The 23,639-nt window shown below is 71.6% G+C and carries 23 protein-coding genes and 1 riboswitch; of the genes, 11 read left to right on the top strand and 12 right to left on the bottom strand.

The genetic code is table 11. The features are described from left to right. Positions 1 to 28: 28 nt before the first annotated feature. The 5 genes from HS045_RS09255 to rpsF all read right to left on the bottom strand — a co-directional run bounded on the left by HS045_RS09255 (position 29) and on the right by rpsF (position 2,895). Positions 29 to 907 carry an ABC transporter substrate-binding protein gene (locus HS045_RS09255; protein WP_196450679.1) on the bottom strand — a complete coding sequence of 293 codons (879 nt, stop codon included), beginning with the start codon at positions 905 to 907 and terminating at the stop codon, positions 29 to 31. A gap of 243 nt (positions 908 to 1,150) precedes the next feature. Further along, a complete protein-coding gene (rplI, locus tag HS045_RS09250) occupies positions 1,151 to 1,597 on the bottom strand; it encodes a 50S ribosomal protein L9 (RefSeq protein WP_196450678.1) in 447 nt (148 codons plus the stop codon). 14 nt (positions 1,598 to 1,611) lie between these two features. Continuing rightward, a complete protein-coding gene (rpsR, locus tag HS045_RS09245; RefSeq protein WP_012895699.1) occupies positions 1,612 to 1,848 on the bottom strand; it encodes a 30S ribosomal protein S18 in 237 nt (78 codons plus the stop codon). A 110-nt stretch (positions 1,849 to 1,958) separates the two neighbouring features. Then, entirely contained in the window at positions 1,959 to 2,528 is a 570-nt protein-coding gene (locus HS045_RS09240; RefSeq protein WP_196450677.1) for a single-stranded DNA-binding protein, read from the bottom strand. Positions 2,529 to 2,604: 76 nt separating this feature from the next. Then, positions 2,605 to 2,895: a 30S ribosomal protein S6 gene (gene rpsF, locus HS045_RS09235; RefSeq protein WP_196439166.1), complete on the bottom strand. Its 291-nt coding sequence runs from the start codon at positions 2,893 to 2,895 to the stop codon at positions 2,605 to 2,607. Positions 2,896 to 3,118: 223 nt separating this feature from the next. On the opposite strand from rpsF, the gene HS045_RS09230 reads away from it, so the two are divergent. Next, on the top strand, positions 3,119 to 3,439 hold the full coding sequence (locus HS045_RS09230) for a hypothetical protein (protein WP_230883504.1): 321 nt from the start codon (positions 3,119 to 3,121) through the stop codon (positions 3,437 to 3,439). Between the two features lie 59 nt (positions 3,440 to 3,498). Here HS045_RS09230 and HS045_RS09225 read toward each other — a convergent pair whose 3' ends face one another. Further along, positions 3,499 to 3,687, bottom strand: coding sequence for a hypothetical protein (locus HS045_RS09225; protein ID WP_196450676.1), 189 nt, complete (start codon positions 3,685 to 3,687; stop codon positions 3,499 to 3,501). Between the two features lie 135 nt (positions 3,688 to 3,822). Between HS045_RS09225 and HS045_RS09220 the strand changes: the two genes are divergently transcribed. Then, positions 3,823 to 4,581 carry a deoxyribonuclease IV gene (locus tag HS045_RS09220; RefSeq protein ID WP_196450675.1) on the top strand — a complete coding sequence of 253 codons (759 nt, stop codon included), beginning with the start codon at positions 3,823 to 3,825 and terminating at the stop codon, positions 4,579 to 4,581. Positions 4,582 to 4,669: 88 nt separating this feature from the next. On the opposite strand, the gene HS045_RS09215 is transcribed toward HS045_RS09220, so the two are convergent. The 3 genes from HS045_RS09215 to HS045_RS09205 are packed head-to-tail and all read right to left on the bottom strand — an operon-like array spanning position 4,670 to position 9,716. Continuing rightward, positions 4,670 to 5,833: a mannosyltransferase family protein gene (locus tag HS045_RS09215; RefSeq protein ID WP_307827432.1), complete on the bottom strand. Its 1,164-nt coding sequence runs from the start codon at positions 5,831 to 5,833 to the stop codon at positions 4,670 to 4,672. A 47-nt stretch (positions 5,834 to 5,880) separates the two neighbouring features. Then, positions 5,881 to 7,203 carry a glycosyltransferase family 87 protein gene (locus HS045_RS09210; RefSeq protein ID WP_196450674.1) on the bottom strand — a complete coding sequence of 441 codons (1,323 nt, stop codon included), beginning with the start codon at positions 7,201 to 7,203 and terminating at the stop codon, positions 5,881 to 5,883. Then, positions 7,203 to 9,716: a transglycosylase domain-containing protein gene (locus HS045_RS09205; RefSeq protein WP_196450673.1), complete on the bottom strand. Its 2,514-nt coding sequence runs from the start codon at positions 9,714 to 9,716 to the stop codon at positions 7,203 to 7,205. Before HS045_RS09205 ends, HS045_RS09210 begins: the two co-directional genes overlap by 1 nt. Positions 9,717 to 10,579: 863 nt before the next feature. Between HS045_RS09205 and HS045_RS09200 the strand changes: the two genes are divergently transcribed. From HS045_RS09200 to HS045_RS09180, 5 genes are all read left to right on the top strand, one after another. Further along, positions 10,580 to 11,269: a PadR family transcriptional regulator gene (locus HS045_RS09200; RefSeq protein WP_196450672.1), complete on the top strand. Its 690-nt coding sequence runs from the start codon at positions 10,580 to 10,582 to the stop codon at positions 11,267 to 11,269. Positions 11,270 to 11,297: 28 nt separating this feature from the next. Next, positions 11,298 to 12,377, top strand: a complete 1,080-nt coding sequence (locus HS045_RS09195; protein WP_196450671.1) for an inositol-3-phosphate synthase — start codon at positions 11,298 to 11,300, stop codon at positions 12,375 to 12,377. A gap of 174 nt (positions 12,378 to 12,551) precedes the next feature. Then, complete coding sequence (locus HS045_RS09190; RefSeq protein WP_196450670.1) at positions 12,552 to 12,848, top strand: hypothetical protein; 297 nt, start codon at positions 12,552 to 12,554, stop codon at positions 12,846 to 12,848. Positions 12,849 to 12,976: 128 nt separating this feature from the next. Further along, positions 12,977 to 13,531 carry a hypothetical protein gene (locus HS045_RS09185; RefSeq protein WP_196450669.1) on the top strand — a complete coding sequence of 185 codons (555 nt, stop codon included), beginning with the start codon at positions 12,977 to 12,979 and terminating at the stop codon, positions 13,529 to 13,531. A gap of 86 nt (positions 13,532 to 13,617) precedes the next feature. Continuing rightward, positions 13,618 to 13,683, top strand: a riboswitch (guanidine-III (ykkC-III) riboswitch). Positions 13,684 to 13,702: 19 nt separating this feature from the next. After that, on the top strand, positions 13,703 to 14,026 hold the full coding sequence (locus tag HS045_RS09180) for a multidrug efflux SMR transporter (RefSeq protein ID WP_196450668.1): 324 nt from the start codon (positions 13,703 to 13,705) through the stop codon (positions 14,024 to 14,026). Positions 14,027 to 14,063: 37 nt separating this feature from the next. Here HS045_RS09180 and idi read toward each other — a convergent pair whose 3' ends face one another. Beyond that, positions 14,064 to 14,669 (bottom strand): isopentenyl-diphosphate Delta-isomerase, encoded by a 606-nt coding sequence (gene idi, locus HS045_RS09175; protein ID WP_374191367.1) that lies wholly within the window; start codon positions 14,667 to 14,669, stop codon positions 14,064 to 14,066. Between the two features lie 134 nt (positions 14,670 to 14,803). Between idi and HS045_RS09170 the strand changes: the two genes are divergently transcribed. Next, a complete protein-coding gene (locus tag HS045_RS09170; protein ID WP_196450666.1) occupies positions 14,804 to 16,105 on the top strand; it encodes an MFS transporter in 1,302 nt (433 codons plus the stop codon). 6 nt (positions 16,106 to 16,111) lie between these two features. Here the strand turns inward: HS045_RS09170 and HS045_RS09165 are convergent, their stop codons facing one another. Then, complete coding sequence (locus tag HS045_RS09165) at positions 16,112 to 17,359, bottom strand: adenosylmethionine--8-amino-7-oxononanoate transaminase (RefSeq protein ID WP_307827431.1); 1,248 nt, start codon at positions 17,357 to 17,359, stop codon at positions 16,112 to 16,114. A 64-nt stretch (positions 17,360 to 17,423) separates the two neighbouring features. Next, complete coding sequence (locus HS045_RS09160; protein WP_196450665.1) at positions 17,424 to 18,824, bottom strand: CCA tRNA nucleotidyltransferase; 1,401 nt, start codon at positions 18,822 to 18,824, stop codon at positions 17,424 to 17,426. A gap of 160 nt (positions 18,825 to 18,984) precedes the next feature. Between HS045_RS09160 and HS045_RS09155 the strand changes: the two genes are divergently transcribed. The 3 genes from HS045_RS09155 (at position 18,985) to murJ (ending at position 23,480) form a co-directional block, all read left to right on the top strand. Then, positions 18,985 to 19,506: an aminoacyl-tRNA deacylase gene (locus tag HS045_RS09155; protein ID WP_196450664.1), complete on the top strand. Its 522-nt coding sequence runs from the start codon at positions 18,985 to 18,987 to the stop codon at positions 19,504 to 19,506. A 46-nt stretch (positions 19,507 to 19,552) separates the two neighbouring features. After that, positions 19,553 to 21,796, top strand: a complete 2,244-nt coding sequence (locus HS045_RS09150) for a DUF6049 family protein (protein ID WP_196450663.1) — start codon at positions 19,553 to 19,555, stop codon at positions 21,794 to 21,796. A gap of 76 nt (positions 21,797 to 21,872) precedes the next feature. Continuing rightward, entirely contained in the window at positions 21,873 to 23,480 is a 1,608-nt protein-coding gene (murJ, locus tag HS045_RS09145) for a murein biosynthesis integral membrane protein MurJ (protein ID WP_196450662.1), read from the top strand. The last annotated feature ends 159 nt before the right edge of the window (positions 23,481 to 23,639 follow it).

The raw sequence follows: 23,639 nt of genomic DNA, 5'->3' as shown, positions 1-23,639 counted from the left end.
GCGCCGGGCCCGTGGATGCCGCGACGGGTCACTTCAGCTCCGGGGCGCCCGCGGCCGAGCCGAGCCAGGTGCTCTCGATCTTCGCCAGCTCACCGGAGGAGGAGAGCTCCTCGACGGCCGCGTCGACGCAGGAGACCAGCGCGCTGCCCTTCTCGAAGACCAGGCCGAACTGCTCGGGCGCGCCGCCGGCGGCGTCGAACTGGCCGACGATCGCCGACCCCTCCACCTGCGCGGCGGTGACGTAGAACGCCGTCGGCAGGTCCACCACGATCGCGTCCACCTGCTTGTTCTTCAGCGCGTTCACCGCGTCGACCTGCTGGCTGTAGACCTTGGGATCGGTGGTGGGCGCGATGACGTCCTTGACGGCCTGGAGGCTGGTGGTGCCGACCTGCACCCCGATCCGGGCCTCCTTCAGCGCCGCCAGCTCCGTCGCGGAGGCGAACTTCGCGCCCTTGAGCGCGACGACGGCCTGTTTGACCGTGTAGTAGCCCTTGCTGAAGTCGACGACCTTGGCCCGGTCGGGGGTGATGGAGACCTGGTTGACGTCGAAGTCGAACTTCTTGGCCCCGGGCGCGAACGAGGCGTCGAACGGCACCGTCTCCCAGACGACCTCCTCCTTGGCGAAACCGAGTTTTCCGGCCACCGCGTAGGCCACGGCGCTCTCGAAGCCCTCGCCGTTCGACGGGTCGTCGTTCTTGAACCAGGGCTCGTAGGCGGGCTTGTCGGTGCCGACGGTCAGCTTGCCCGGGGTCTTCAGCGGCAGTGCGCCCTTGGCGCAGGCGTCCGCGGACGCGGAACCGGCGGGGGCGGAGGGGCTCGCCTGACCCGTCGTGTCCGAGACCGGCGCGCAGGCCACCGCGGTCACCGCGAGGGCGCCGAGGGCGAGCAGCAGAGAGGGACGGGGCATGAGAGACCTCCGGGGAGAGCGATGACCCCCGAATTCTACGTAGGGGCACCGACCAGGGCATAAACGGCCTCCCGTGCCCGGACACACGGGCCCGGCGCCCGGACCGGAGACCCCCGTATCCGGACACACGGGCCCGGCGCCCGGACCGGAGACCCCGCCGCCGGGCGCCTCCGCGTCCGCCGGGCGCACGGAAGAGGGCCCCTCCCCGGAAGATCGGGGAGGGGCCCTCGTTCACGCGGGCGGTCAGGCCGCGACGACCTCGATGTCGAGGGCCGCGGAGACCTCCGGGTGCAGCTTGACGTTGATCCGGTGGGAGCCGAGGCTCTTGATCCCCGAGGGGATCTCGATGCGGCGGCGGTCCAGCTCGGGGCCGCCGGCGGCCTTGACGGCCTCGGCGATGTCGCCCGTGGTGACGGAGCCGAAGAGGCGGCCGGACGCGCCGGCCTTGGTCTTCAGGGTCACCTTGAGGGACTTGAGCCGGCCCGCGACCTCCTGGGCGGTGCCCAGGTCGCGGATCTCGCGGGCGTCACGCGCCTTCTTGATCGAGGCGATCTGCTTCTCGCCGCCGCGCGTCCACAGGATCGCGAAGCCGCGGGGGAGCAGGTAGTTGCGGCCGTAGCCGTTCTTGACCTCGACGATGTCGCCGGGGGTGCCGAGGCCGGTGACCTCACTGGTGAGAATGAGCTTCATTGGTCCGGACCTCCTTAGCGCGCGGTGCTCATGTACGGCAGGAGCGCCATCTCACGAGCGTTCTTGATAGCGGTCGCCACGTCACGCTGGTGCTGGGTGCAGTTGCCCGTCACCCGGCGGGCACGGATCTTGCCGCGGTCGGAGATGAACTTCCGAAGCAGCGCCGTGTCCTTGTAGTCGACGTAGGAGATCTTGTCGTGGCAGAACAGGCAAACCTTCTTCTTCGGCTTGCGCAGTGCCGGCTTGGCCATCGTGGTGCTCCTTTCAGAGCCCCGCCGTCAGGCGGGAATGGTCGCTGCGGATACTGGGACTGGGTGGGCGCGGTCGCGGCGGCCGGAAGGCCCGCCGCGGATCACGCCCGTTAGAAAGGCGGTTCGTCGCTGAAGTCGCCGCCGCCGAAGCCGCCGCCCTGCTGGGGACCGCCGCCGAAGCCGCCGCCGCCCTGCGGGCCGCCGCCCCCGTAGTTGTTGCCGCCGCCGTAGCCGCCGCCCTGCTGGGGGGCGGGCGCCGCGGAGGCCCACGGGTCACCGGCCGGACCGCCGAAGCCGCCGCCACCGCCCTGACGGGCGGTCTTGTTGACCTTCGCGGTGGCGTTGCGCAGGGACGGGCCGACCTCGTCGACCTCGACCTCGTAGACCGTGCGCTTCTCGCCTTCCTTGGTCTCGTAAGACCTCTGGCGCAGCCGTCCCTGAACGATGACCCGCATGCCGCGCTGGAGGCTCTCGGCGACGTTCTCCGCCGCCTGCCGCCAGATGTTGCAGGTAAGAAAGAGACCTTCGCCGTCTTTCCACTCGTTGGTCTGCTTGTCCAGGAACCGCGGAGTGGACGCGATGCGGAACCGGGCCACCGCTTGCCCCGCGGGGGTGAAGCGCAGCTCCGGGTCGTCGACGAGGTTGCCGACGATGGTGATCTGAGTGTCGCCTGCTGCCATGGCTAGCGTGCCCTTCCTGCGGCCTCGGCTGGTTATCGGCTCAGAGTACGGCTGCCGCCCGACAAAAAAGCCGGGGTCAGTGCACGTCCGGGCGGAGAACCTTGGTGCGGAGGATGCCCTCGTTGAGGTTCATCTGCCGGTCGAGCTCCTTGACCGTGGCGGGCTCCGCGGTCAGGTCGATGACGGCGTAGATGCCCTCGGGCTTCTTGGCGATGTCGTAGGACAGCCGACGACGACCCCACACGTCGACCTTCTCCACGGTGCCGCCGTCATTGCGGACCACCGTGAGGAACTGGTCGAGGGAAGGGGCCACCGTGCGCTCATCGAGCGAAGGGTCGAGGATGACCATCATCTCGTAACGACGCATGCTGGCTTCCAACCTCCTCTGGACTCTTGCGGTCACGACACCGTGCCGTGACAGGAGGACGCTGACGTCGTCGTCCCGCGCGCCCACTTCGGCGCCCGGTCCGGGAGGGCGGCTCACAACACACGCCCCCATACGACGCAGCCGAGCCAGCCTACCAGTGGGCCGAGGGTTGGGCGGACGTTCCACGGGAACCCCCGTACCAGGGGGAAAGGGGTGATGATCCATGTCGCGAGCGACTCGTCCCACCCGCAGGCGGGCGCCGACGTTCGCCAGGCTCCCGCTCGGCGGCGGCGGCGAGCCCCATCCGCTGGAGAACGGCCTGAGCCTCGCCACGTTCGCCGTCGGGCTGCTGGCCTTCGTGTGCGGGATCTTCACGGCCGCGCACGTGGCCGCGTCCTGGCTGGGGCTGATCGGCTTCTGGGGCGGCTTCTACTCGCAGTACGTCTCGGCCACGACGCCGGAGCGGGCGCTCAACGTCGTCGGCATCGTGGCCTCCTTCGTGGGCGTGGCCCTGGGCGTCTACCACGGCGGCTTCATCCCGTGACGCCCGGCGCCGCCCACCCGGTGACGGCCGGGCCGCCGCACGGCGGCCCGGCCGGGCGGCTACCCGCCGAGGTGCAGGTCCACGCCGAGCAGGACCAGGAACCAGAGCAGGACGGCGAGCAGCGCCTCGGCGATGTCCCGCAGCAGCGCCGGGGTGATGTACTCGTGAACCCAGGCGACGTAGAGACCGATCAGGATGTAGATGAGGCCGACGAGGCCGATGCCTCGGCGGTAGCGGTAGGGGGCCATTCTCGACTCCTCGGGCCGGGCCGCCTCCGGGACGGCGGCGGGGGGACGCGTCCTCGCGGCTTCCCCCGGACGGCCCGCCGAAACGGCCGGTTCCGCGGTCCTGGCCGGAAGGTGACGAGCGGCTAGGCTCGACGCATGCCGCGCATCGGAGCCCACGTCGACTCGGACGACCCCCTCGCTCACGCCAGGGCGCGCGGCGCCGAGGTCGCGCAGTTCTTCCTCGGCGACCCCCAGAGCTGGAAGGGCCCGGTCATCGGCGAGCGGACCCGCGAGATCGCCGGCTCCGACGTGGACGTCTACGTCCACGCGCCCTATGTGATCAACGTGGCCACCGCCGACAACCGGGTCCGCGTCCCCAGCCGCAGGCTGCTGACCGCGCACCTGGCCGCCGCGGCCGAGGTGGGCGCCAAGGGCCTGGTCGTGCACGGCGGGCACGTGGGCGCGGGCGACGACCCGGCCAACGGCTTCGCGAACTGGCGCAAGGTGTTCGAGCGCATGGAGGAGCGGCCCGTGCCGGTGCTCATCGAGAACACGGCGGGCGGCGGGAACGCGATGGCCAGGAAACTGGAGCGGATCGCCCGGCTGTGGGAGGCGCTGGACGGCTTCGACGTGGGCTTCTGCCTGGACACCTGCCACGCGCACGCGGCGGGCGAGGAGCTGTCGGAGGTGGTCGACCGGGTCATGGCGATCACCGGCCGGATCGACCTCGTCCACTGCAACGACTCGCGCGACGCCTTCGACTCCGGCGCCGACCGGCACGCCAACCTCGGCGCGGGCGCCATCGACCCCGCGCTCATCCTCGACGTGTGCCGGCGGGCGGACGCGCCGATCGTGCTGGAGACCCCGGCCGCCGGTCAGGCCGAGGACCTCGCCTTCCTCAGGAAGAACCTCTGATCCGCGCCCCCGGATCCGCCTTCCCGGTTGTCCCCAGCCTGTGGATAACTTCCCTGGATTACTTTTCGCCAGAAAGGGGTAAGGATGGTCATCCCACCCAGGCCCCCTCCATGAAGCTCATCGTGTGGAAGACCGTCAGCGGCCCCAGCACCAGCGCGTAGCCGGCGACGACGCCCGTCCTCCAGCGCGGCCCCGGGGTGGCCGCGCGGGCGACGAGCAGGAAGAGCGGCCACCACAGCAGCGCCGAACGCGGGATCGACAGGTAGTACGCCGAGCAGATCAGCGCCCCCACCTGCAGCCCCACGTAGACGAACTCGCTCCACCGGCGCAGCAGGAGCAGGACCGCCACGAGCGCGACCCCGACGGCCGCCCCGGCGAGCTCCATCCGGAACGCCCAGGCGAACTGCCCCTCGCCCATGGCCATGTCCCACGTCGTGGACAGCGACTCCCAGGGCCAGACCATCGTCCGGCCCCACCCGGCCTCCTGGGCGGTCTTCCACGCCATCCAGTCGCCGGTGCGCCCGTACTGGTAGGCGGAGTAGGCGGCCAGCGGCAGGAACGGCACCGCCAGCCAGGGCGCCCGCCGCAGCGGTCGGCGCTGCACGGCGAACTCCACGATCAGGGCGAGCGCCAGGAACAGGCCGGTGATCCGCACGCAGGACGCCCCGGCCGCGAGCAGTACGGCCAGCGGCCAGCGGCCCCGCCGGGCGGCCAGCCAGGCGGGGATCGCGAAGGCCAGGAACAGCGACTCGCTGTAGCCCGCGAACAGGAACACCGACATCGGCCAGAGCAGCAGCGCCAGCACCGCCCGCCACCCGGCGCCGGGCGGCCCCTCGAACTCGGCGAGCCGGGCCAGCGCGACCACCGCGACGGCCCCGGCCACGGAGGAGATCAGCAGTCCGGCGAGCCACCAGTCGCCCGTGATCAGGTTCACCGCGCGCAGCGCCAGGGGCATGCCGGGGAAGAAGGCGGGCAGCCCGTCGTCCGGATCGCGTGACGGGTCACCGCCGTAGCCGTGCTCGGCGATGACGGCGAGCAGGCCGGCGTCCCAGTGCCTCCAGCGCTCCGGGAACGGCGCAACGGTCTCTCCTCGGGCCAGCAGGGCTTGGGCGGACGCGGCGGCGAGGACGACGATCCCCAGGCGGGAGGCGGCCCAGAGCGTCAGCGCCTCCGCTGCGGCGGTCCGCGGGGTCCGGGCGGGCCGCCGGGCGGTCCCGGCGGCCTCCGGCACGGCGCCGGCGGTCTCCTCCACGGCCTCCCGGCCCCCTTCGCGGTGTCGGCGCTGTGTGCGCTGCGGTGTCAGGTGAGGGCGACCCGGAACCGGTCGGGGGCGCCGTCGAAGACCCCGCCCGAGGCGTCGTCGCTCCCGTCCCGCCGGACGGCGTCCCCGTCCGGCCGGAGGACGTCCCGCACCACGAAGGCCATCATGATCAGGATGGTGATCGCGCGTCCCCAGACGGCGGTGAAGTAGGTGCCGCCGGCGATGCCCAGATGCTCGTTGCCGTCCTGGATCCCCACGAGGTACAGCCAGATCGCGAAGAAGTACCAGCACTCGGCGGCCATCCAGAGCGCGATCGGCTTCCAGTTGGGCCGGGCCAGCACCGCGAAGGGGATCAGCCACAGGACGTACTGCGGCGACCAGACCTTGTTGGTGAGCATGAAGGCGGCCAGGGTCAGGAAGCACAGCTGCATCAGCCGGGGCCGTTCCCGCGCCGTCAGCGTGAGCACCGCGATGGCCGCGCAGAACGCGACGAGCGACAGCACGCCCAGGGTGTCGAGCCGGTCGGCGTCGCCGAGGATCGGCCACTGCTTCTGGTTGAAGAAGTACCAGAGCGAGCCCCAGTCGGCCGGCCGCTCCTCGCTGAAGACGTAGAACCGCTTCCAGCCGTCGAAGGCGAAGACCATCACCGGGACGTTGACGGCCAGCCAGGCGCCGGCCGTACCGGCGGCCGTCTGCAGGAACGGCTTCCACCGGCCCGTCCGCCAGGCCAGCAGGAAGAGCGGGCCCAGGAACATCAGCGGGTAGAACTTCGTGGCGATGGCCAGGCCGAGCAGGACGCCCGCGAGCCACTGCCGCCGCTTGGCCCAGGCGAGCAGCGCGCCGAGCGCGAGCGCGTTGGCCGCCAGGTCCCAGTTGATGTACGCGGTGAGGATCAGGGCGGGCGCCAGGGCGTACCAGAGCGCGTCCCAGCGGCGGGCCGGGCCGGCCAGCGCGGCCATCAGCAGCACGCCGACGACCAGGCAGACCGCCATGAGGACCACGGTCAGGTCGTAGAACACCGTCCCGGCCGCCGTGGTGTTCGCGTCGCCGGGGATGATCCGGCGGAAGAACTCCATGATGGCCCCGATGCCCACGGGGTACTCCACCGGGAAGTCGACGTAGGGGACCATGCCCTCGTTGAGCTTCTCGTTCCACCACAGCGGATAGATGTCGGTGTAGCAGAAGTTCGTGAACTGCAGCGTGCCGTGGTTCCAGGCCCCGCCGAAGCGGCACGGCCACTTCCACACGTAGGCCAGGACCGCCCCCAGCGCCGCGAACAGGGCCAGGGGCAGGTACGGCACCGCCCGCGCGCCGAAGCCCGTCAGCGACTCCGGCAGCGGCTCCTCCGTCCGGACGCCCATCAGGGCCGCCGACCGGTCGGCGTCGGCGTCGGCCTCGGCGTGACCGCCGGCGGGGTGCCGCCGACGTTCGTGTCGAAGCCGCCGCCGTCGTCGGTGCCGCCGAGGTCCGGGGGGTCGCCGTCGTTCCTGGACTCGCACGCCCAGTCACCCGGCGTGCACTGCGTTCCGTCGGGCATCTCCGGCAGGCCGTCGTCCCCGCCCGGCCAGTCCTCGCCGCCGCCGTCCATGGTGGGTGTCGGGCTGGGCGTGGGCTTCGGCGTGGCCAGGTTGTTCACCTCGCCGACCCCGGCCTTCGGCGGGAACTGCTTGACCTCGTCCTTGGCGGTCACGGCGGCCATGTAGTCGTGCCAGATCTGCGTGGGGGTGCCGCCGCCGCCGATGAAGGAGGGCATCGGCTCCTCGTCCCAGTAGATCGTCTTACCCTGGAACTTGTCGGGGTTGGCGACCTGGCCGTACGTGTTGACCTTGATCTTCTTGCGTCCGGGCTTGTTCCACGGCCGGTCGTAGGGCACGTCCTTGGACATGCCGACCGCGGTGACGAGCTGCGGGGTGAAGCCGACGAACCAGGCGTCCTTGTACTCGTTGTTGGTGCCGGTCTTGCCGGCCACCGGCCGCACGCCCAGGTTCGCGGCGCCGCCGGTGCCGCCCTTGACCACGGCCTGCATGGCGAAGGTCGCGTCGGCCGCCGCCTCGGGGCTGATCACCTGCTGGGGCATCTTCTGCTCCGCCGCCAGCACGGTCCCGTCCGGGCCCTTGACCTCCTTGACGGTGTGCCACTTCACGTGCTTGCCCTCGTTGGCGAAGATCGAGTAGCCCGCGGCCTGCTCGACCGCGGTGACGGCGGCGCTGCCGATGGTCACGGCGTACTTGTGGTTCTCCACCGCCCAGTCGACCGAGTTCTTCCCGCCGTAGGAGGGGTGCGTCCTCGCCCGCTCGCCGACGCCGGCCTCCTTGGCGACCTCGGCCACCTTCTCCAGGGTGACCTTCTCGCCCATCTGGACGAAGACCGTGTTGACCGAGCTGGCCATGGCCTTGACCATGTTGATCGGGCCGAAGTTCTGCTTGCCCGAGTTGCTGATCGGCTTGGTCTCAGGCATCTCGATGGTGCTCTTGCCGTCGACGTAGCTGTCCAGCGAGTAGCCCGCCTCCAGCCAGGCGGCCAGCACGTACGGCTTGAACGCCGAGGCGGCCTGCTTGAGGGAGTCGAACGCGCGGTTGTTGAAGTCCTGGGTGTAGTCGTCACCGCTGTAGAAGGCGAGCACCCGGCCGTTCCTGGGGTCCACCGAGGCCACCGAGGCGTGGATGGTGGGGTCGAGCCCCTTCGTCCTGGCGTTCACCGTCCTCTTGGCGTCGAGCATCATGTCCTTGTCGAAGGTGGTGACGATCCGGAGTCCGCCGGTCTCCAGCCGCTCCTCGTCGAAGCCGCGTGCCTTGAGCTCGCGGCGCACGATGTCGAGCATGTAGCCCTTGAGGCCCTTGTTGACCTCGGAGTGCTTGACCTCCTCGAACTTCAGCTTCTCGAACGGCACCTCGGCGTACTTGCCGTACGCCCCCGGGTTCATCAGCACCATGCCGTCGAGCGCGTACTCGTAGCGCTCCTTGGTCGCGGCGAAGTTGCCGCTCTGCTCCAGGGTGTCGAACCGGCTCGGGTTCTGGATGCGGCCCGCGAGGTAGGCCGCCTCGGGCACGCTCAGCTCCCAGACGTGCTTCTTGAAGAACGCCTTCGCGGCGGCCTCGATGCCGTTGGCGCCGCGGCCGAAGTAGATGGTGTTGAGGTACCGGGTGAGGATCTCCTCCTTGGACAACTGCTTGTTGACCTTGACCGCGACGAAGATCTCGGTGATCTTCCGCTTGGGGGAGATGTCCTTGCTGATGCCCTCGTAGTAGCCGCGGACGTACTGCTGGGTGATGGTCGACGCGCCCTGGATCTGGGTGCCGCTGACGGTGCTCCAGACCGCCCGGGCCATGCCGACGAAGTCGATGCCGCTGTCCTCGCGGAAGCTGCGGTTCTCCACGGCGATCACCGCGTCCTGGACGTGCCGGGGGATCTGCTTGTACTCCACCGGGGTCCGCTTGACGCCGATCGTGGCGATCCGGGTCTTGCCGTCCCGGTAGTAGATGACGCTGCCCCGGTCGTTCACGTCCTCCTTGGGCAGCTCGGGGATGGGGGTGTTGGCGTAGGCGACGGCGATCATGCCGAAGACCCCCGCGGTGAGGATCGTGAAGCTCGCCACCACGATCTTCCAGCTGGGCACGAACCGCTTCCAGCCCTTGCGGCGGGGCTCGTCCTCCGCCGTGGGATCCTCGGGTCCGCCCGAACCTCCCGGTCCGCCCGAGCCTCCCGGTCCGCCGCCGGAGCCGCGTCCGCCCCGGCCCCGCCTGCCCCGCCCGCCGCCGTCGCCCGGCGGGCGGCCGCCCCCGGACTCCGCGGCCTGCGCCGCCATCATGGACTGGGTGTCCTCGAAGGCCGCCTCGGGGCGGCGGCCCCGCGGATCGGTGTCCTGCCGGCGCACGCCGCCCGGACGGCCCGGCCCCGCCGGGGCCTGGGCCGCTCCCGGCCGGGGACCCGGCCCGGCCGGACCCGCCTGGGTACGGCCCTGCCTCGGGTCGGCGCCCGGGCCCTGCGGGTGGCCCTGGCTCTGACCCTGCGGGTGGCCCTGGCTGTGGCCCTGACCCTGCGGGTGGCCCTGGCTGTGGCCCTGACCCTGCGGGTGGCCCTGGCCCTGCGGGTGGCCCGGCGGGGCCGCGCCGTACCGCGGGTCGGGACCCTGCCCCCGCGTCGGTCCCTGCGGCGCGTACGGCTGGGAGTGGGGCAGACCCCGGTTCGGATCACCGGTTTGGGACGGTGTGCCCGGGGGGACGGTACGGGGAGCGGCGGCTCCCGGGTTCGAGCGACGGCGCCGCCCCTGACGAGCCGATCCGTCCGGGCGCTGCTGAGGCCCGCTCGGCTCCGGGTCATGGCTGCTGCTGTAACTCAACGCGTCCTCGTTCGGTCATCGGGGTCTACGACGGCGTGCAGGCGCGGGTGAGATTACCTCTTAGACAGGGGACATCTCAGCACCTTGGCTCACTAGTAGCCGACCTCTTCGGGGGGATCTCCGTTCCCGGGGACGAACGCGACCTCCGGGCGGCTCCGGGAGCAACCACGACGGGTCTCTCCTGCGCAGACGTGAAATTCCCCGTGCCCATCGACGGTCCGGAGCGCGCGCGAGCCGGAGCCCACCACCGCTCGCTGTGACCACATAACGGTCAGACTACGGCTTTTTTGCGTTTGCTCCCAACCTCTTGGGAAAGTCGCGCGTTGCCGAGTATGTCGAGCCGACGTATCCTTCTGATGTATCGGCTCGATACATCGGCGCGAGAGGTGGTGGTTCCAGTGGCCGGTTCACGAGGCGGCGTGCTGGAGCTCGCCGTGCTCGGGTCGCTGCACGAGACCCCGCTGCACGGCTACGAACTGCGCAAACGACTCAACGCCCTGCTCGGCATGTTCCGCGCCTTCTCCTACGGCTCGCTCTACCCGTGCCTGCGCCAGCTGCTGACGGACGGGCTCATCGTCGAGGAGGACCCCGCCCCCGAGAGCGCCGTCCCCCTCCCCGGCCGCCGGTCGAAGATCGTCTATCGGCTGACCGCCGAGGGCAAGGAGCGGCTGCAGGAGCTCCTCACCCAGGCCGGCCCGTCCGCCTGGGAGGACGAGAGCTTCGGGATCCACTTCGCCTTCTTCCGGCACACCGAGGCCGAGGTGCGCCTGCGCATCCTGGAGGGGCGCCGCAGCCGCCTGGAGGAGAGGCTCGACGCCGTCCGCACGGCCCTGGCCCGCACGCGCGAGCGGCTGGACGGCTACACCCTCGAACTCCAGCGCCACGGCCTGGAGTCGGTCGAGCGCGAGGTGCGGTGGCTCAACGAGCTGATCGAGACCGAGCGGCGGGGGTCCGCAGCGGCCCCGGGCGCCGGCCCCGGAGCCCCCGCCGCGGGCGGGGAGCCGCAGCCGGCACACGAAGACACGTCCCGGGCGCCCTCGCCCGGAACCGATGGCCCGGAGCGGCCCGCCGCTCCGGAGGACAACTGATCAAACAGAACTAAGGGGAGCGAGTGCCATGGGTTCGGTGCGCGTAGCCATTGTCGGTGTAGGCAACTGTGCCGCGTCGCTCGTGCAGGGCGTGCACTACTACAGGGATGCCGACCCGGGCACCCGGGTGCCGGGCCTGATGCACGTGAAGTTCGGCGACTACCACGTCGGCGACGTCGAGTTCGTCGCCGCGTTCGACGTCGACGCCAAGAAGGTCGGCCGCGACCTGTCCGAGGCGATCGTGGCCTCGGAGAACAACACCATCAAGATCTGCGACGTGCCGCCGACCGGGGTGACCGTGCAGCGCGGCCACACCCTCGACGGCCTCGGCGAGTACTACCGCGAGATGGTCGAGGAGTCCGACGACGCCCCGGTCGACGTCGTGCAGGCCCTCAAGGACGCCCGGGTGGACGTGCTCGTCTCCTACCTGCCGGTGGGCTCGGAGGAGGCGGACCGCTTCTACGCCCAGTGCGCCATCGACGCCAAGGTGGCCTTCGTCAACGCGCTGCCGGTGTTCATCGCCTCCGACCCCGAGTGGGCGCAGAAGTTCACCGACGCGGGCGTGCCGATCGTCGGCGACGACATCAAGTCCCAGGTCGGCGCGACCATCACCCACCGGGTCATGGCCAAGCTGTTCGAGGACCGCGGCGTGGAGCTGCTCCGCACCTACCAGCTCAACTTCGGCGGCAACATGGACTTCATGAACATGCTGGAGCGCAAGCGCCTGCAGTCCAAGAAGATCTCCAAGACCCAGTCGGTCACCTCGCAGATCCCGCACGAGATGGCCAAGGCCGACGTGCACATCGGCCCGTCGGACCACGTGCCGTGGCTGGACGACCGCAAGTGGGCCTACGTCCGCCTGGAGGGCCGCTCCTTCGGCGACACCCCGCTGAACCTGGAGTACAAGCTGGAGGTGTGGGACTCCCCCAACTCCGCCGGCGTCATCATCGACGCCGTCCGCGCCGCCAAGATCGCCCTGGACCGGGGCGTCGCCGGCCCGATCCTCTCGGCCTCCTCCTACTTCATGAAGTCCCCGCCGGAGCAGTACTCCGACGAGGAGGCCCACGACTACGTCGAGAAGTTCATCCGCGGCGAGGTCGAGCGCTGACCTCTGATGTCCGAGAGCCCTCCGTCCTCCCGGGGCGGAGGGCTCTTCTCTTCTCGAGACCGGTTGCAGGTGAACTACGCCAGAGTGAACGAAGAGGGTGCACGAATCCGATCCATGAGGAGCAGCGATGGGACACGAACCATGAGTTCCCGCCGCTGGGTCGCGATGTCGTGCATGGCGCTGCTCACGGCGGCCGCCATCTACGTGCACGCCCTATGGAGTGGAGAATTCGCGACGCTGCTCCCGCTCGACGAATACTGCACGAGCAGGCCGTTGGGTTCCCCATATGTCTCCTGGACCTGGTTCCCGATCCGGCATCTCTGCCATTGGGAGGACGGGACGACGACGGACCTGGTGCCGGCCTATGTCAATCCGATCCTGGTGACGTCTCTGGTGGGGGCCGTGCTCTGTATGGTCATGGCCGTTCGAGGTATGGTCATGGCCGTTCGAGCGCGGAGGCGAGAAAGATGATCTTCAACCGCCGCTTCTCCCGGCAAAAGGGGTATCAGTATCCGGCTCCGCACACCGCCTGTCCCGCCGCCTGCTGACGGTCGGGGCCGAATCGCCAGCGTCGTCGCCTCATCGCCAAGGAGGAGGACGTGCTCTACCAGCGCAAGATCTCCTACCGCCTGAGCGACCCCCTGCTCCGGTTCCACCACCTGGTGGTGCAGCCGCGCGTCCACGACGCCGAACTGGGAAACGCGGAGGCGGTCTGGGCCGCCGCACGGGACACGGTCCAGTCCAAGATCCTCGGACCGGCTTTCGAGGAGGTCTGCCGCCGCTGGACCGGGGTCTACGGCGTGGAGCGGCTCGGCCTGGACGGCGGCGGCGAGGTCGGGGAGACGACGATCTCATGCCCCGAGTGCCGGAAGAGCCACCAGATCGATGTGATCATGCTGGGTCCGGGAGAGCAGGCCCGGTCGAAGGGTCCGGCGGTGAGTGTGCTGGGCGAGGCGAAGTACACCGCAGAGCCCCGCGGCAGCGCCGACCTGCACCGGCTGGACCACCTCCGGGCGGTCATCACCGCCAAGCGCGTTCCGGCGGAGGACGCCAAGCTGGTGATCTTCGCCAGGAACGGCTTCACCGCCGACCTGGAGGCCGAGGCCCGGCGTCGCGGCGACGTCGTCCTGGTGACACTGGCCGATCTCTACTGAGGCGAGGCCCTGCCTCGATCTCGCCGTCGCCTGCGGCCATCCTGCCGGGGTGGGAATCCTCTGGAGACCACCGCCGTTGTCACCGCTGCGGGCCCGCTTCCGGGGCCGCCCGGACGAGACGCGCCGTACCCGGCCTGCGAAGACGACGCTCCTGCACCGAAGGGAGCCGTCATGGCCTGGATCATGATCGTCGTCGCCGGCCTGTTCGAGGTCGCCATGGCCTATTCGCTCAAGCTCAGCGACGGGTTCTCCGCACCGCTGCCGAGCATCGGCTTCGCCGTCTCCGCCGTCCTCAGCTTCGGCCTGCTCGCCTTCGCTCTCAAGAGCCTCGACGTCGGCACGGCCTACGCCGTCTGGACGGGCATCGGCGCCGTCGGCACCGCCGCGCTGGGCATGATCGCACTGGGCGAGGACGCGTCCCTCCTCAAGATCGCCTCGATCGCCCTCATCCTCTGCGGCGTCATCGGCCTCAACCTGGCGGGCGGCGGCCACTGACCACGCCCTCACCGCGCCCGGCCGGGACCGCCCGGCGTCAGCGCGCCGCGGGCGGGAGGTCGGCCGGGTCGGCGACGGGCCAGAGCAGGGGGTCGGCGCCGAGCCCGTCGAGGTGGGGAACCTGCTCCCGGCACCACGGGGAGATCGCCAGGCTCCCGTCGAGCACCCCCTGGGCGAACTCCTTCCACGGCGTCCACCGCACCTCCCCGACCTCGTCGGGGTTGGGCACGGCCACGGTGCCGGCCACGGTGCCGGTCGCGGTGCCGACGACGACCCGGTAGACCGGGCAGAGCTCGCGCTCGACGACGCCGTTGTCCATCACGGCCCGGTAGGAGAACCGCGGCAGCAGCAGGTCCGCCGCGACGACCGTGAGCCCGAGCTCGTAGTCCAGCCGCCGGACCACCGCGTCGTGGGTCGACTCGCCCGGCAGGGGGTGGCCGCAGCAGCTGTTGGTCCACACGTCCGGCCAGGTGAGCTTGTGCGACGCCCGCCGGGTGAGGAGCACCCTGCCGTCGGTGTCGAACACATAGCTGGAGAAGGCGAGGTGCAGAGGGGTGTCGGGGCCGTGCACCGCCGCCTTCGGCGCCGTACCGACCGCGTTGCCCTCGACGTCGACGAGCACGACGTGTTCATCAGGTGTCACGGATCGAGAGTACGTGATCATGTCTACCCATCACGCCCATTCGGCGATACGGGGCGGGAAGTCAACATACGCCCCTTGGTGATCTCAGGGGCATCCCCGATCCCCCGGGCCCGTCCCGCACGTAGGCTGAGCCCGTGTCATTCGTATCCGATCTCCGCGTCGTCCTGGAGGGCCGGGACTTCCGGCGGCTGTACGGCACCCGCCTGGTCTCCCAGTTCTCCGACGGGATCTTCCAGTTCGCGGTGGCCGGATTCGCGTTCTTCAGCCCGGAGCAGAGCACCAGCGCCGTCCAGATCGCCGCCGGCCTGGCCGTGCTGCTCCTGCCGTACTCCGTGCTGGGGCCCTTCGTCGGCGTGTTCATCGACCGGTGGTCCCGGCAGCGGATCCTGGTCGTCGCGCCGCTGGTCCGGGGCACGCTGCTACTGGCCACCGCGGCGCTGCTGGCCGGCGGCGCCCCCGACGCCGTCTTCTACGCCGCCGCGCTCTGCGTGCTCGGGGTGAACCGGTTCTTCCTGGCCGCGCTCGGGGCCTCGCTCCCGCACGTCGTCCCGGCCGACCGGCTGATGGTGGCCAACGCGGTCACCCCCACCTCCGGCACCGTGCTGACCTTCGTCGGCGTGGGCGCGGGCATCCTGCTCAGGAAGGTCCTCGGCAGCGACGACCAGGGCGTCGCCGTGCTCCTGCTGATCTCCGGCCTGATCTTCGGGCTCAGCGCGCTGATCGCCCGGACCATGGACCGGGCGCTGCTCGGCCCGGCCTACGACCCGGACCGGCCGCAGGCCCGCGAGGCCGTACGGCACGTCCTCAGCGGCCTCGCCGACGGCGCCCGGCACATCGCGGGCCACCGCGCCGCCGCCGCCGCGATGGGCGCGATGGCCACCCACCGGTTCATGTACGGCATGTGCACGGCGATGCTCGTCATGCTCTCGCGCTACTACTTCGCCGAGAGCGCCGAGGACGCCCTGGACGCGGTCACCGTCGTGGTCGCCACCTCCGGGGTCGGCTACTTCCTGGCCGTGCTGGTCACCCCGTGGGCCACCGAGCGGTTCGGGCTGCACCGCTGGGTCCCGGCCATGCTCGTCACCGCCGGGGTGCTCACCTTCGCGCTGTGCGCGCCGTTCCAGCAGTGGGGGTTCGCGGCGGCCGGCTTCGTGCTGGGCATCGCCGGGCAGAGCGTCAAGATCTGCGCGGACACGGCCGTCCAGCGGGACGTCGACGACGCCTACCTCGGCCGGGCGTTCTCGATCTACGACATGCTCTTCAACGGCAGCTACGTGCTGGCCGCGGCCTGCGCGGCGGCGCTGCTCCCGGCCGACGGGAAGTCACTGACCGTGCTGGTCCTCGTCACCGCCGGATACGCCGGCGGCGCCGTGCTCTACCGGATCGTCAGGCGTCCCGGCCGATATCCGCAGCAGCAGCCGTCATCGCGGCCGTGATCCCCGTCAGGCGTCCCGGCCGATGTCCGCGACCGCGGCCGTCATCGCGGCCGTGATCCGCGCCAGGTCGTCGTCGTCCGTGGCGTACGGCGGCATCGTGTAGATCAGCCGGCCGAAGGGCCGGAGCCAGACGCCGTGCCGCATGACGGTGTCCTGGACGCGCCCGACGTCGACCGGCTCCCGCGTCTCGACCACGCCGATCGCGCCGAGCACCCGCACGTCCTTCACCCCGGGGGCGTCCGCCGCCCCGGCCAGGCCCGCGGTCAGCCCCCGCTCGATCCGGGCGACCTCCTGCCGCCACGGGCGCTCGGCCAGCAGGTCCAGGGAGGCGTTCGCGACGGCGGCGGCCAGCGGGTTGCCCATGAAGGTCGGCCCGTGCATCAGCGTGCCGATGCCCGCCGCGACCCGCTCGGTGCACAGCGTCGCCGCCAGGGACAGGTAGCCGCCGGTCAGCGCCTTGCCCAGGCACATGATGTCGGGCCGGATCCCCGCGTGGTCGCAGCCGAACAGCTCGCCGGTCCGGCCGAAGCCGGTGGCGATCTCGTCGGCGATCAGGAGCAGGCCGTGCTCGTCGGCCAGCTCGCGGAGCCGCCGCAGGTGGGCCGGGTGGTAGAAGTGCATGCCGCCGGCGCCCTGGACGACCGGCTCGACGATGATCGCCGCCAGCTCGGAGGCGTGCCGGGCGACCGTCTCCGCCAGCTCGGCGAGGTAGGCCTCGTCGTGGTCGGCGGGGGGCCGGGGGGCGAACACGTGCCGCGGGAGCGCGCCGGAGAACAGGTGGTGCATGCCGTTCACCGGGTCGCAGACGGCCATCGCCCCGAAGGTGTCGCCGTGGTAGCCGCCCCTGACCGTCAGCAGGCGGTGCCGCCCGGTGAACTGGACGGCCATCTTGATCGCCACCTCGACGGCCACCGAGCCGGAATCGGCGAGGAAGACCTTCGGCAGCCCGGTCATCTCCGCCAGCGTGCGCGCCAGCCGTACGGCGGGCTCGTGGGTGAGGCCGCCGAACATGACGTGCGCCATGTCGGCGAGCTGCGCGGTCAGGGCGCCGTCGAGGCGCGGGTGGCCGTAGCCGTGGATCGCCGCCCACCACGACGACATCCCGTCGACCAGCTCGCGCCCGTCGGCGAGCGTCAGCCGCACCCCGGAGGCCCGCACCACCTGGTGGACCGGCACCTGCGGGGGCACGGAGGCGTACGGGTGCCACACGTGCGCGCGGTCGAGCGCCGGCACGTCCCCATCGATCGCGTCCACCGCGCCACCCTAACCCGGCCGGGGCCCGCCGGCCCGCCGTACGGCACGCACCGGCCGCGGCCCGTCAGCCGGGCAGCACCCCGTTGGCCCCGGCCCACTCCCGCAGGGCCTCGGCCGCGGCCTCCTTGCCGACGACGCCCTCGTCCATCCGCAGGTCGAGGAGGAACTTGTAGGCGCGCCCGACCACCGGGCCCGGCGGCACCCCGAGGATCTCCTGGATCTCGTTGCCGTCGAGCTCGGGGCGGATCTTGCCGAGCTCCTCCTCCTCGGCGAGCCGGGCGATGCGCTCTTCGAGCTGGTCGTAGGTGCGCGAGAGCGTCTGGGCCTTGCGCCGGTTGCGGGTGGTGCAGTCGGCGCGGGTCAGCTTGTGCAGCCGCTCCAGCAGGTGGCCGGCGTCCCGGACGTAGCGGCGCACCGCCGAGTCGGTCCACTCGCCCGTGCCGTAGCCGTGGAAGCGCAGGTGGAGCTCGACCAGGCGGGCGACGTCGGCCACCACGTCCTTGGGGAACTTCAGCTCCGTCAGGCGCTTCTTGGCGAGCTGGGCGCCCACGACCTCGTGGTGGTGGAAGGAGACCCGGCCCCCGGGCTCGTGGCGGCGGGTCTTGGGCTTGCCCACGTCGTGCAGGAGCGCCGACCAGCGCAGGATGCGGTCAGGACCGCCCTCCTCCAGGTCGATCGCCTGCTCCAGCACGATCAGCGTGTGCTCGTAGACGTCCTTGTGCCGGTGGTGCTCGTCGATCTCCAGGCGGAGCCTGGGCAGCTCGGGCAGGACGTGCGCGGCCAGGCCCGACTCGACCAGGAGCCGCAGGCCCTCGCGCGGGTGGTCGCCGCAGATCAGCTTGTCCAGTTCGTCGCGGATGCGCTCGGCGGAGACGATCTCGATCCGCCCGGCCATCGCGGTCATCGCCTCCAGCGCCGCCGGGTCCACGGCGAACCCGAGCTGGCTGGCGAACCGGGCGGCGCGCAGCATCCGCAGCGGATCGTCGTCGAAGGACCGCTCCGGGGGGCCGGGGGTGCGCAGGACCTTGGCGTGCAGGTCGTCCAGGCCGCCGTGCGGGTCCTCGAACTCCCGGCCGGGCAGCCGCAGCGCCATCGCGTTGACCGCGAAGTCGCGCCGGGCCAGGTCGCCCTCCAGCGTGTCGCCGTAGACCACCTCGGGCTTGCGCGACTTCGGGTCGTACGACTCGCTGCGGTAGGTGGTGATCTCCAGCAGCCAGTTGCCCTTGCGCGCGCCGACCGTGCCGAAGTCGATGCCGATCGTCCAGATCGAGTCGACCCAGTCGCGGATGAGCTCCAGGACCGTCTCGGGCCGCGCGTCCGTCGTCAGGTCGAGGTCGTTGCCGATCCGGCCGAGGAAGACGTCGCGGACCGAGCCGCCCACCAGGGCGATCTCGTAACCCCGCGCCGCGAACAGCTCACCGAGCTCGTCGACGACCGGTGCGATCTTGCGGAACAGCTCGGTCATGCCGTGCCGCTGGCTCTCAGACAGATTTGAAAGGGACAAACCGGGTAGGTCCTTCGGTCAGGGAACACGTTCCCCACTGGGGAGACGCCGTACAGCGATCACCAGGCTACGTTCAGCCGCGGTCAGGGCCGAGCCGAGCGCCGAGGCAAGGAGGACCCGTATGAAGGACGCCCTCGCGATCCACCGCTGGCTCCTCTCGCTCCAGATCCATCATGAGATCGTACGCCTTCCCCGTGTGCTGACGAGTGCCGACGAGCTGCCCGAGGTCCTGTCCGCCGATCCCGCCACCTGCGTGGGCGTCTCCGTGTTCGAGGTCGACTCCCGGATCGGCCCCGAGGTCGTCGCGACCGTCGCCCCGGTCGGCGCCCCGCCCCGGCCCGGCACGGTCGGCGGCGTCCTGGACGTGCGCCGGGTCCGCCCGGCCGCCGCCTTCACCGTGAACTCCGCCACCGACTACGCCGCCGGACTCGTCTGCCCGCTGCTGCTCCCCGACGGCCTGACCGTGCTGGTGGACGAGCGGCTCACCCGGATCGACGGCCCCGTCCACACCCCGGCGGGAGAACGCCACACGGCGCTCCGGATCGACGCCGGCGACCTGCTCTCCCTCATCCCCGGGAAGATCGTCGACCTGTCCGTCCCCCGCCCCCGAGGAGAGCCGATGACCGCCCGGCTCGTCGGATAGGCCATAGCATTGCGGGCGTGCGCCGTATTTCACCCTTGGCCGGCACGTGATCCGCAAGCACGTGCCGCTCGTCGTCCTGCTCGCCACGCTGCTCTCCCTCGCGGCCGTGGCCGGCGGCGGTACGGCGACCGCAGGAACGGCGGCGGCGGTCCGCCAGACCCTCCAGCTCGTGATCGGGTCGATCACCCCGGAGCTGCCGAAGGAGCCCGCCACCGAGATCAGGGTCTCCGGCACGCTGGCGAACACCGGCACCGAGGCCCGGACCGGCCTGCGCTACCGGTTGCGCTACTCGGCCCGGCCCTTCGTCCGGCGGGCCGACATGGCCGCCTATCTGAGCGGTCAGGAGCACGTCCAGCCGGGCGGCCTGCGTGACGAGAGCTGGCTCCAGCAGCCGCTGGCGGCCTCGGCCAAGCTGCCGTGGGAGTTCGTCTTCACCCCGCAGCAGCTGGGCCTGTACCGGTTCGGCGTCTACCCGCTGACGGTCGAGGCGGTCGACGCCGCAGGCGTGCAGGTCGCCGTGCAGCGCACCTTCCTGACCTACCTGCCGGAGGAGACCGGGGCCCCGCGGATCCCGCGCACCCGCCTCGCCGTGGTCCTGCCGGTCATCGACCAGCCGCACCGGGCCGACGACGACACCTTCCTCGACGACGACCTGCCCGCCGGCCTGGCGGAGGGCAGGCGCCTCGACGACCTGCTGAAGACCGCCGAGGGCGTCGCCGCGGCCAAGGGCGCGGCCAAGGGGGTCACCTGGGTGGTCGACCCCGCCCTCCTCGACGACGTGCGGGCGCTGGGCAAGGCGCACCGGGTGAAGACCGGCACCGAGACCGGGACCGGGACCGGGACCGCTGCCGGGACGACGGGCCGTCCCGCCGACGCCACGGCGGCCCGGTGGCTCGGCGCCCTGCGCACGGCCCTGGCCGGCTCCCCGGTCGTGGCCACCCCCTACGCCGACCCGGACGTGGCCGCCCTGGCCCACAACGGCCTCGACGGCACCACCCGCAAGGGCGTCGCGGCGGCCGCGCGGACCGGCAGGGAGCTCCTCGGTCGCGACGTCGTCACCGACGTCGCCTGGCCGGCCGACGGGATGGTCGACCACGACGGGCTGGACGTCCTGGCCGTCGCCGGGGTCCGCAGCGTGCTGCTGAGCGAGGCCGGCCTGCCGCCCGCCGTCCCGGCCGTCACGGTCCCGGGGGCCGTCGCCCCGCCTCCCGCGACCACCCCGAACGCCGTCGCCACCCTGCAGAGCGTGAGCGGCCCGGTCCAGGCGCTGGTGGCCGACCCGGTGCTGAGCGACATCGTCGGCGCCACGGCCTCCAGCCCCGACTGGGCCCTGCTGAACCGCCGGCGCTTCATCGCCGAGACCGCGGTGATCAGCGCGGAGCCCGTCACCGGCCGCAGGACCGTCGTGGCCGCCCCGCCGCGCCGCTGGTCGCCCGACCCGGCCTACGTCACCGGCCTGATCGAGACCGCCGCGTCCCTGCCCTGGCTCTCCCCCGCCACGCTCGACGCGGTCAAGCCCGGCAAGGTGGTCACCGCGCGCGCCGGGCTCACCTACACCGATCAGGACCGGGGCAGGGAGCTCGGCAAGAAGTACCTGACGGGCGTCCGGCGGATCGCCGAGCGCGCGAACCTGGCCACCTCCGTCACCCACGTCCCCGCGGGCGCCCCGGAGACCGACGACTCCGCCCGGTTCGACCTGGCGCTGCTCCGGCTGACCTCCTCCGCCTGGCGGGACAGGGCCCGGGCCGCGGAGCCGTACGTCGAGCGGGTGCGGAGCACCGTCGAGGACCGGATCGACCAGGTGAGGATCGTCGGCAGCGAGCAGGCGGAGCAGATCCGCACCCTGGCCGGGAACGACGGCGAGGTGCCGATCAGCGTCCGCAACGAGCGCAAGGGGGGCAGCAGCACCGTCAGGCTCCGGATCGCGGTGACCTCGCTGAAGCCCGCCCGGCTCAAGATCGAGTCGTACCGGGACGAGGTGCTCGTCATCGCCGGCGGCCAGACGCAGACCGTGCGGATCCCGATGACCATCACGGGCAGCTCCGGCGGTCAGACCTCGGTGACGGTCCAGCTCGCCACCGCCGACGGCCGCGCGTACGGCCAGCGGGTCAAGCTCACCGTGCGCAGCACCGGCTACACCGGGATCGCGCTGGTGATCGCGGGGGCGGCCCTGCTGGTGATGCTGGCCGCCGTGGGCCTGCGCGTCCTGCGTCGGCGGGGGGCCCGCCGGGCCGCCGCCGGCGCCGTCCCGTCCCGTCGGGCGGGCGTGCCGGCCGGAACCGAGTCCTGACGTCCGGATCCCGGCCGGCGAGGTCCCGGCTCCCCCACCCCCACCCGGCAGGCGTCCACCCAGCGGAGGAAGAAGCATGAGCAGGGTCCTGCGTGCAAGCGCGATCATGGCCGCGGGCACGATGGTCTCCCGCGTCACCGGCTTCGTCAAGGCCGCGGTGCTCGTGGCCGCGCTCGGCAGCGCGCACATGGGCGACGCCTACACCGTCGCCAACGCGATCCCGTTCATCCTGTTCGACTTCCTCATCGGCGGGATCCTGAGCAGCGTCGTGGTCCCGTCGATCGTGCGGCGGCAGAAGAGCGACCCCGACGGCGGACGGTCCTACGAGCAGCGGCTGATGACGATCGGCACGGTGGCGCTGGTGGTGCTCACCGCGGCGGCGGTGCTGCTCGCCCGGCCGCTGATCGGCCTGTACACCGACGACGACTGGAGCGCCCGGCAGACCGAGGTCGCGGTCATGCTCGCCCGGTACGTGCTGCCGCAGATCGCCTTCGTCGGCGTCGGGGCGCTCGCCGGGGCCGTCCTCAACACCCGCGACCGCTTCGCCGCGCCGATGTGGGCGCCGGTGCTCAACAACGTCGTGATGATCGGCGTCCTGGTCCTCTACCTGGTGACGGCGGGACGCTCGGGCGCGGACGTGGAGGCGGTGAGCGACGCCGACCTCGCCCTGCTCGGCCTCGGCACCACCGCCGGGATCGTGGCCCAGTGCCTGGTGCTGATGGTCGCGCTGCACCGGGCCGGCTTCCGCTTCCGGCCCCGGTTCGGCCTGCGCGGCGTGGGCCTGGGCGAGATGGGCCGGACCGCCGGCTGGGGCATCGTCTACGTGCTCATCACCCAGGTCGGCTTCTGGGTCACCACCATGATCGCCTCCGGTGCGGGCGGGGAGGTCGAGGGCGCGGGCAACACCGCCTACGCCCAGGCGTTCCAGCTCTTCCAGCTCCCCTACGGGATCATCGCCGTCTCGGTGATCACCGCGATGCTGCCCCGGATGAGCCGGTCGGTCGCCGAGGGCGACCTCGGCACGGTCCGCGACGAGTTCGCCTCCGGCGTGCGGCTCGTCGCGGTCCTGCTGGTCCCGGCCGGGCTGCTGCTGATGGTGCTGGGCCCGGCGGTCACCGTGCTGATCTACTCCTGGGGCAACAACAGCCTGGACAACGCCGTCTACATCGGCAACGTGCTCCAGGTCTTCGGCCTGGCACTGCTCCCGTTCTCGCTCTTCCAGCTCCTGCTGCGGGTCTTCTACGCCTTCGGCGACACCCGCACCCCGGTCTTCATCGGGGCGGGCAACACCGCGGTGAGCATCGGTCTCAGCCTCCTGGCCGCCGCCGTCCTGCCGCCGCGCTACGTGGTGATGGGACTGGCCTGCGCGCTCACCGCCGCCTATGCGACGGGCACCGTGGTCGCCTGGGTGCTCGCCGCACGCCGCGCCCAGGGGCTGAACGGGCGCGCGGTGGCCTCCGGGCTCTCCCGGATGTACACCGCCGCCCTTCCGGGTACGCTGGCGGCTCTCGGGGTGCTCTGGCTCACCCGCGAACTGGCCGACCTGACCCCGCTCAGCTCGGCCGTCATGCTCGTGGCGGGCGGCGGGGCCGGTATGGCGCTCTACCTGGTCGTCGCGCACCGCATGCGCATCCCCGAGGTGCGTTCGATCGTTGGAATGGTCACACGGCGAGGACACCGGTGACTCCGATGTTTTCCCCGCCCGTCCGGTAGGGAGAACACGGGTGGAACGGTGCGGCACTACCATGGTGCGACGCGTGTGACGACGCGCGGTGAGTGGAAGCAGGAGGGCGTGGGCGGATCCACCCGGCATCGTGTGATGAGGCCTGACGTGCCCGCAGGG

The organism is Planomonospora sp. ID82291 (assembly GCF_015711645.1).
Taxonomy (GTDB): Bacteria; Actinomycetota; Actinomycetes; order Streptosporangiales; family Streptosporangiaceae; genus Planomonospora.
The sequence above is the reverse complement of the archived record's forward strand: the minus strand, read 5'-3'. Positions and strand labels throughout refer to the sequence as shown.

Bases quoted from the DNA above. Each gene is read 5' to 3' on its own strand.
- HS045_RS09255 (WP_196450679.1), bottom strand. From the start codon at position 907: ATGCCCCGTCCCTCTCTGCTGCTCGCCCTCGGCGCCCTCGCGGTGACC.
- rplI (WP_196450678.1), bottom strand. From the start codon at position 1,597: ATGAAGCTCATTCTCACCAGTGAGGTCACCGGCCTCGGCACCCCCGGC.
- rpsR (WP_012895699.1), bottom strand. From the start codon at position 1,848: ATGGCCAAGCCGGCACTGCGCAAGCCGAAGAAGAAGGTTTGCCTGTTC.
- HS045_RS09240 (WP_196450677.1), bottom strand. From the start codon at position 2,528: ATGGCAGCAGGCGACACTCAGATCACCATCGTCGGCAACCTCGTCGAC.
- rpsF (WP_196439166.1), bottom strand. From the start codon at position 2,895: ATGCGTCGTTACGAGATGATGGTCATCCTCGACCCTTCGCTCGATGAG.
- HS045_RS09230 (WP_230883504.1), top strand. From the start codon at position 3,119: ATGTCGCGAGCGACTCGTCCCACCCGCAGGCGGGCGCCGACGTTCGCC.
- HS045_RS09225 (WP_196450676.1), bottom strand. From the start codon at position 3,687: ATGGCCCCCTACCGCTACCGCCGAGGCATCGGCCTCGTCGGCCTCATC.
- HS045_RS09220 (WP_196450675.1), top strand. From the start codon at position 3,823: ATGCCGCGCATCGGAGCCCACGTCGACTCGGACGACCCCCTCGCTCAC.
- HS045_RS09210 (WP_196450674.1), bottom strand. From the start codon at position 7,203: ATGGGCGTCCGGACGGAGGAGCCGCTGCCGGAGTCGCTGACGGGCTTC.
- HS045_RS09195 (WP_196450671.1), top strand. From the start codon at position 11,298: ATGGGTTCGGTGCGCGTAGCCATTGTCGGTGTAGGCAACTGTGCCGCG.
- HS045_RS09190 (WP_196450670.1), top strand. From the start codon at position 12,552: ATGGCGCTGCTCACGGCGGCCGCCATCTACGTGCACGCCCTATGGAGT.
- HS045_RS09180 (WP_196450668.1), top strand. From the start codon at position 13,703: ATGGCCTGGATCATGATCGTCGTCGCCGGCCTGTTCGAGGTCGCCATG.
- HS045_RS09160 (WP_196450665.1), bottom strand. From the start codon at position 18,824: ATGACCGAGCTGTTCCGCAAGATCGCACCGGTCGTCGACGAGCTCGGT.
- HS045_RS09155 (WP_196450664.1), top strand. From the start codon at position 18,985: ATGAAGGACGCCCTCGCGATCCACCGCTGGCTCCTCTCGCTCCAGATC.
- murJ (WP_196450662.1), top strand. From the start codon at position 21,873: ATGAGCAGGGTCCTGCGTGCAAGCGCGATCATGGCCGCGGGCACGATG.